General features: G+C 36.4%; 7 protein-coding genes. 6 read left to right on the plus strand and 1 reads right to left on the minus strand.

Annotation, left to right across the window (positions count from 1 at the left end; genetic code table 11):
• Positions 1–26: 26 nt before the first annotated feature.
• Both floA and ACQV2S_RS02030 read left to right on the plus strand, forming a co-directional pair.
• Positions 27–998, plus strand: a complete 972-nt coding sequence (gene floA / locus ACQV2S_RS02025) for a flotillin-like protein FloA (RefSeq protein WP_428873958.1) — start codon at positions 27–29, stop codon at positions 996–998.
• Between the two features lie 5 nt (positions 999–1,003).
• On the plus strand, positions 1,004–1,711 hold the full coding sequence (locus ACQV2S_RS02030) for a hypothetical protein (protein ID WP_428884933.1): 708 nt from the start codon (positions 1,004–1,006) through the stop codon (positions 1,709–1,711).
• A gap of 15 nt (positions 1,712–1,726) precedes the next feature.
• On the opposite strand, the gene ACQV2S_RS02035 is transcribed toward ACQV2S_RS02030, so the two are convergent.
• Complete coding sequence (locus tag ACQV2S_RS02035) at positions 1,727–2,944, minus strand: Mbeg1-like protein (protein WP_428875440.1); 1,218 nt, start codon at positions 2,942–2,944, stop codon at positions 1,727–1,729.
• A gap of 253 nt (positions 2,945–3,197) precedes the next feature.
• Here ACQV2S_RS02035 and rpsB point away from each other — a divergent pair, with 253 nt between their 5' ends.
• From rpsB to frr, 4 genes are all read left to right on the plus strand, one after another.
• A complete protein-coding gene (gene rpsB, locus ACQV2S_RS02040; RefSeq protein WP_428873931.1) occupies positions 3,198–4,001 on the plus strand; it encodes a 30S ribosomal protein S2 in 804 nt (267 codons plus the stop codon).
• Between the two features lie 152 nt (positions 4,002–4,153).
• Entirely contained in the window at positions 4,154–5,035 is an 882-nt protein-coding gene (tsf, locus tag ACQV2S_RS02045; RefSeq protein WP_428873932.1) for a translation elongation factor Ts, read from the plus strand.
• A gap of 68 nt (positions 5,036–5,103) precedes the next feature.
• Complete coding sequence (gene pyrH, locus ACQV2S_RS02050) at positions 5,104–5,832, plus strand: UMP kinase (protein ID WP_428873933.1); 729 nt, start codon at positions 5,104–5,106, stop codon at positions 5,830–5,832.
• A gap of 69 nt (positions 5,833–5,901) precedes the next feature.
• Positions 5,902–6,462: a ribosome recycling factor gene (frr, locus tag ACQV2S_RS02055; protein ID WP_428873934.1), complete on the plus strand. Its 561-nt coding sequence runs from the start codon at positions 5,902–5,904 to the stop codon at positions 6,460–6,462.
• Positions 6,463–6,555: the final 93 nt, after the last annotated feature.

The raw sequence follows: 6,555 nt of genomic DNA on the forward strand, positions 1-6,555 counted from the left end.
ATCTGGATGAAGGGTCACCCATAGTGATGACTGTAGTTATTATTTTATTACTGATTTTCTTGATTTCAGTGTTCTTAAGATTTGTTCCAATTGGCTTATGGGTAACTGCTTATTTTTCCGGCGCTAAAGTTTCAATAGGTGATTTAATAGGGATGCGCTTAAGAAGAGTTAAGCCTGCTTATATTGTTAATCCCTTAATTAAAGCCACCAAAGCCGGTGTACCGATTACAACTGATCAATTAGAAGCTCATTTTTTAGCAGGTGGAGACGTTAACCAAGTGGTTGATGCCTTGATAGCTGCCCAGCGTGCTAATATTGATTTAGAGTTCGAACAAGCTGCCGCTATTGATTTAGCAGGGCGAAATGTTTTTGAAGCCGTTCAAGTTTCAGTTAACCCGAAGGTTATTGAAACACCGGTTATTGCAGGTGTAGCTATGGATGGTATTGAAGTTAAAGCCAAAGCTAAAGTTACTGTACGTGCTAATATTGAACGATTAGTAGGTGGTGCGGGTGAAGAAACAATCATTGCCCGTGTAGGGGAAGGTATTGTAACGACTGTAGGTTCAGCTTCGACCCACTCCATTGTATTGGAAAATCCCGATTCCATTTCGCAAACAATCCTTAGAAAAGGTTTAGACTCAGGAACTGCTTTTGAAATACTTTCGATTGATATTGCTGACGTTGACGTCGGACGTAATATTGGAGCTAAATTACAAACCGATCAAGCGGAAGCAGATAAGAAGATTGCTCAAGCTAAGGCTGAAGAGCGTCGTGCAGTAGCCGTTGCTCAAGAGCAAGAAAATATTGCCGAAGTTCAGAAAATGCGTGCCAAGGTGGTTGAAGCGGAATCTCAAGTTCCTCTAGCTGTTGCTGAAGCCTTCCGTAATGGGCGTATCGGTATTAAGGATTATTATGATTTAGAAAATATTCAATCAGATACACAAATGCGTGAATCGATTGCAAAAAGTGGTACGCCACATAATAATGAAAATGAGTGATTATAATGGGATTTTTTGAAATAATAATTCTGGGACTTATTATCAACTATTTCGGTTCAAAAATAAAAAAAATGAATCGTCAGAATGGTTCTTTTGATTCCATTAAGGATAAAATGTTTCAAAGTTTAGATCAATTAGAAACAACTACTTATCATGAAAAGTATCCCAATCTCGATAATTTCTTTGAGACCGATGAAGAATCAGAGAAAAAATTTGAATCAGAAGTTAATAAAATTCAAGAAGGAAAGATTGATGTAGATTCTCAAACAATCGATCGTTTAAAAAGAAAATATCGAAAGGATATTCAATCTTTTTCTAACGATTTAAAAAAACAAGTAAATCAATTGATTGAGCAAGGTCCTCAAGCAGTTAAAGATAAAGCTATTCAATTGTCGGCATATCACCCTAACCGTGAAAAATTATTAGAAATTGCTAAATACTACGAGGATTTTGTGAATGAATTTCAAGAGCATCCTAGCAAAGGAGATTTAATCGCTAAATCTTCAACGGTTACCCAAGATTTTAATGATTTTTCTGATATGGACTATGAAATGGAACAATTCATTATTGAAGGGGAAGAGTTAGCTGAGTTTAGTCAACCAATGCAGGTTCAACGATTAAGCTCTCGAGAGGATTCTACCAACCATTCCAATCAGTTAAAAGAAGCCATTATATGGTCAGAAATTCTAGGACCGCCTAGGTCTAGAAAATAAAAAAATCCTATTCTGTTATTTATCAGAATAGGATTTTTTTTTATCGCTGCCAAAGGCATTATAAAATACTTTTACCATTTGTTTAAAGTTCTTTCGCGCTTCGATAATCGATTGATTGAGATTTATTAAATGATATTGTCTTAAATCATTTCTAAAAAATTGAATATACTGTTTAGCAAAATCACGCAAATCCTTTTGCAAGGATGGGTCAAATTGTCTAAAACGGTAATGAACTTTGTTAAGATAATAGGTTGGCTGATTAATGAGTTGGTTAATCGATTGCGCTTCACAGGCATCAATTAAGTCAATTAGAGCAGAGATAATACGTTTTCGTCTGGCGGGAGAGTTTCGCAAGATCCAGTTTTTATTGATTTGATTGATACTTTGGCTGGTGATTGTTAATTGTTTCGCTCGTTGAAATTGTTTCCCTTCAATTTTCCAATTTGCTAGATTATGTTGCATCAGTCCACGCTTTTTACTTTTAATTATAATGGCTTTTTGATCATGGAAAAGCAAGTTACCAATAATACTATCTTCAGGAATAATACGGATATGCTTTTGGTTCACACGTTTCATCTTATTTTGACGCAAGTTAACGGTATGAAAGCCAGGTGAATCCAAAGTGTAAATTATTTTAATCTGACTAATAGTTTCAAGAGACATTTGGCTAGCTGCATAGAGAGCTAAGTGGCCTCCTTTAGAATGTCCTCCTAATATTAAATGACTGGTTGGATGAGCTTGAATGACTTTTTCAAGGTATTGGCTCGCAATAATTTGTGCCGGAATGGATGATTGGTAGGTGAGGATGATATCCTCCTTCCAACCTACTATCATGTCATCGGTGCCACGAAAAGAAACGAAAAGGAAGTTGTTTCCTAAATCTACTAATAGAAAGGCTGACTGAGTTTCTAATTTAAAGTCTATTGAGTTTAAAAAACCACTAATTCTTAAATTTTTAAACCGACGATAGTCTGCGATTTTTTTAATCAGTTGACTCCTAAAAGGATTGGCCATTGTTTGATCGGTTTCTTGAAAATATTGGTTAAAGGGTTGGTATAGTCTAGCTAGATGCTTAAAAGTTAAACCATCTTTAAAATCCATTGAATCGGTAAAAAACCGATCGATAGGGAGGTAGGTTAGTTCTAAGATAATCGCAGCATCTAGTTCATTAAAGGGTTCCTCTTGAAAGCTTAATTGACCATATTGCTCTAAATAAGTATATAATGATGACATGCTGACACCTCCTAGCTCTTAGTTTAGCCGAATGGAGCGTTATAAAGCAAATGTATGAGTGAAAAAAGTGAAGTTGAATTAAAATAGTTTAAAAGCAAAAATTCATTTGCATTTTTTGATCGAATAGCTTATATTTATAAGAGTGCTTAGGCACAATTCACACGTTAGTGGATAGTTACTAGGGTGCTCTCATGAGTCTAATAGCTAAATGAAACTAGCGGAGGAAAATACAAAACCAAAAGGAGTTTATAATATGGCAGTTATTTCAATGAAACAATTGTTAGAAGCTGGTGTGCACTTTGGACACCAAACACGTCGCTGGAATCCTAAAATGAAACGTTACATCTTTACAGAACGTAACGGTATTTACATCATCGACTTACAAAAAACGGTTAAGTTGGTAGATGAAGCATATAATTTCATGCGAGATGCAGTTGCTGATGGTGGCGTTGCTTTGTTCGTAGGCACTAAAAAGCAAGCTCAGCAAGCAATTGAAGAACAAGCTGAAAGAGCAGGTCAGTACTACATTAACCACCGTTGGTTAGGTGGCTTATTAACAAACTGGGATACCATCCAAGGACGTATTCGTCGTCTAAAAGCTTTAGAGCAAATGGAAGTAGATGGAACTTTCGATGTGCTTCCTAAAAAAGAGGTCGGTGAATTACGTAAAGAGTGGGATCGATTAGAAAAATTCTTAGGTGGTATCAAAGATATGCCAAGAATACCTGACGTGATCTTTATCGTAGACCCACGCAAAGAGCGTATCGCGGTTCAAGAGGCTCGTAAATTAAATATTCCAATTGTTGCGATGGTGGACACTAACTGTGACCCTGATGAGATTGACTATGTTATTCCAGCAAACGATGATGCCATTCGTGCCATTAAATTAATTACAAGCTCTATGGCAGAAGCAACAATTGAAGCAAATCAAGGTCAAATTGACGTGGACACTGATGAGCAAGGGGATAGCCAATTCTTTGATAACTTATTTGACAACAAGGAAGAAAATACAGAATCAGAAGAAGCTGAAAGCTCTCCAGCGACTGAAGCTGAATAAATAAATTAAGAAAAGCTGTCAAAAGTTGCCAAGCATCTTTAGACAGCTTTTTTATGAAAATACATACATTAGGCTTTAGCAAGCTGAATAATTTTGATATAATAATTAAGGTAGCACATTATTGAATGATATTTCCAAGGAGGATTTTATAGATGGCAAAAGTAACTGCAAAACAAGTAAAAGAATTACGTGATATGACTGGTGTTGGAATGATGGATGCTAAGAAAGCCTTAGTTGAAGTTGATGGAGATATGGACAAAGCAGTCGACTTATTACGTGAAAAAGGACTTGCAAAGGCTGCTAAGAAAGCAGACCGTATCGCTGCAGAAGGTTTAACTGCAAGCTATATTGATGGAAATACTGCTGCATTAGTTGAAGTAAACTCTGAAACAGACTTTGTTTCAAAAAATGACAAGTTCATTACATTAGTTAATGATATTGTAAAAGCTGTTGCTGAAGGTAAACCAGCTGATATGGAAGCAGCCAATGCCTTGGAAGTTAATGGACAAACAATCGCAGAATTAATTACAGAATCAACTATTGTAATTGGTGAAAAACTTTCTTTCCGTCGCTTTGCCCTTTTAAATAAAGGGGATAATGATGTCTTCGGTGAATATTCTCATCAAGGAGGACGGATTGGTGTTTTAACTGTCGTTGCAGATTCTAAAGATGAAGATGTAGCTAAAGACGTTGCGATGCATGTTGCTGCAATCAACCCTAAATACCTAAATCGTGAAGATGTAGATGCTGAAGTAATTGAACGCGAAAAAACTGTTCAACGCGAGCTAACATTAAACGAAGGCAAGCCTGAAAAGATTGTCGACAAGATTGTTGAAGGTCGTATGAATAAGTTCTACGGCGAAATCGTATTGAACGAGCAAGCTTTCGTTAAAGATGGCGATCAAAAAGTTGCAGATTATGTTGGTGCTAAAGGGGGTAAAGTTACTGAGTATGTACGTTTTGAAGTTGGAGAAGGAATTGAAAAACGTAAAGATAACTTTGCTGAAGAAGTAGCCGCTCAAATGGGCAAGTAATTTACAACATTTAATAGAGACCCCAGTTTTTGCTGGGGTCTTTTTAAAGGAAAAGAAGGGTGAGAATAATGGTTAAAACAAAATATCAAAGAGCAATTCTAAAACTGAGTGGAGAGGCTTTAGCAGGTGAAAATGGATTTGGCATTGACCCTGCGACAGTCCGTTCAATTACCCAACAACTTAAAGAAGTTTATCAATTAGGCATTGAAATAGCTATTGTTGTAGGGGGCGGAAATATTTGGCGTGGATCGATTGGTGCTGAAATGGGAATGGACCGGGCACAAGCAGATTATATGGGTATGTTAGCAACTGTAATGAATGCTTTATCCTTGCAAGATGCATTAGAAAATCTGGATGTCCCTTCAAGAGTTCAAACATCTATTGAAATGCGTGCTGTAGCTGAGCCTTATATTCGCAGACGTGCGATTCGTCATCTTCAAAAGGGTCGAGTAGTTATTTTCGCTGGTGGTACTGGTAACCCTTATTTCACAACAGATACCACTGCTGCTTTGAGAGCGGCTGAAATTGAAGCAGACGTTATTCTGATGGCTAAAAACAATGTGGATGGTGTTTACAGTGCAGATCCAAAGACGGATGAAACAGCTACTAAATATGAAAATTTAACCCACTTGGATGTTATCTCTAAAGGCTTAAAAGTAATGGATTCTACGGCTTCTTCCTTGTCTATGGATAACAACATTCCATTAGTTGTCTTTAACTTAAACGAACCTGGGAATATTAAACGTGTCATTCTTGGTGAAAATATTGGAACAACTGTTGGAAATAATCATGATTAGTTCTAACTTTTCTTACAATGCTTAAATATGGTATAATAAAATAACTATGGATCATATAGGAGGAAGAAAATGGCTGCTGATAATATATTAAAAAATACTGAAAGCCGAATGCAAAAATCAATTGAAGCTTTTCAACGTGAATTAGGAACTATTCGCGCTGGAGTTGCTAATGCTAGTATTTTAGACCGTGTCATGGTTGAATACTATGGAACACCTACGGCATTAAACCAGTTAGCTTCAATTAATACACCTGAAGCAAGAATGTTAGTAATTTCACCTTATGATAAGAGTTCGCTTCAAGATATTGAGCGTGCAATCATGATGAGTGATGTGGGAATTACACCTACAAATGACGGTGAAGTTATTCGTCTTGTGATACCTGCATTGACTAAAGAAAGACGAGAAGAATTAGTTAAAGTAATCGGTAAAGAACAAGAAAATGCAAAAGTTTCAGTAAGAAATATTCGTCGAGATGCAATGGATGAAGCTAAGCGACTTGAAAAAGATAGTGAAATTACTGAAGATGAATTAAAACGTTATGAAAAGGATATTCAGCAAATAACTGATAATGCGACTAAGGAAATTGATCGCCTAACTTCAGTTAAAGAAGATGAAATCAGAAATAACTAAAAACCGACCAAAAATCAAGTCAAGAAGTCTTGACTTGATTCAGACTGAAGACAAACCCTTTGTGAGTTAATCTCAAATAAAGGGGTTGTCTTT

The sequence above is a fragment of the Facklamia sp. P13064 genome, assembly GCF_050409425.1.
GTDB lineage: Bacteria > Bacillota > Bacilli > Lactobacillales > Aerococcaceae > Facklamia.

What these genes read in the sequence shown, in the direction of transcription:
- tsf (WP_428873932.1), top strand. Translation starts at nt 4,154, where the DNA reads ATGGCAAAAGTAACTGCAAAACAAGTAAAAGAATTACGTGATATGACT.
- ACQV2S_RS02030 (WP_428884933.1), top strand. Translation starts at nt 1,004, where the DNA reads ATGGGATTTTTTGAAATAATAATTCTGGGACTTATTATCAACTATTTC.
- floA (WP_428873958.1), top strand. Translation starts at nt 27, where the DNA reads ATGACTGTAGTTATTATTTTATTACTGATTTTCTTGATTTCAGTGTTC.
- ACQV2S_RS02035 (WP_428875440.1), bottom strand. Translation starts at nt 2,944, where the DNA reads ATGTCATCATTATATACTTATTTAGAGCAATATGGTCAATTAAGCTTT.
- pyrH (WP_428873933.1), top strand. Translation starts at nt 5,104, where the DNA reads ATGGTTAAAACAAAATATCAAAGAGCAATTCTAAAACTGAGTGGAGAG.
- rpsB (WP_428873931.1), top strand. Translation starts at nt 3,198, where the DNA reads ATGGCAGTTATTTCAATGAAACAATTGTTAGAAGCTGGTGTGCACTTT.
- frr (WP_428873934.1), top strand. Translation starts at nt 5,902, where the DNA reads ATGGCTGCTGATAATATATTAAAAAATACTGAAAGCCGAATGCAAAAA.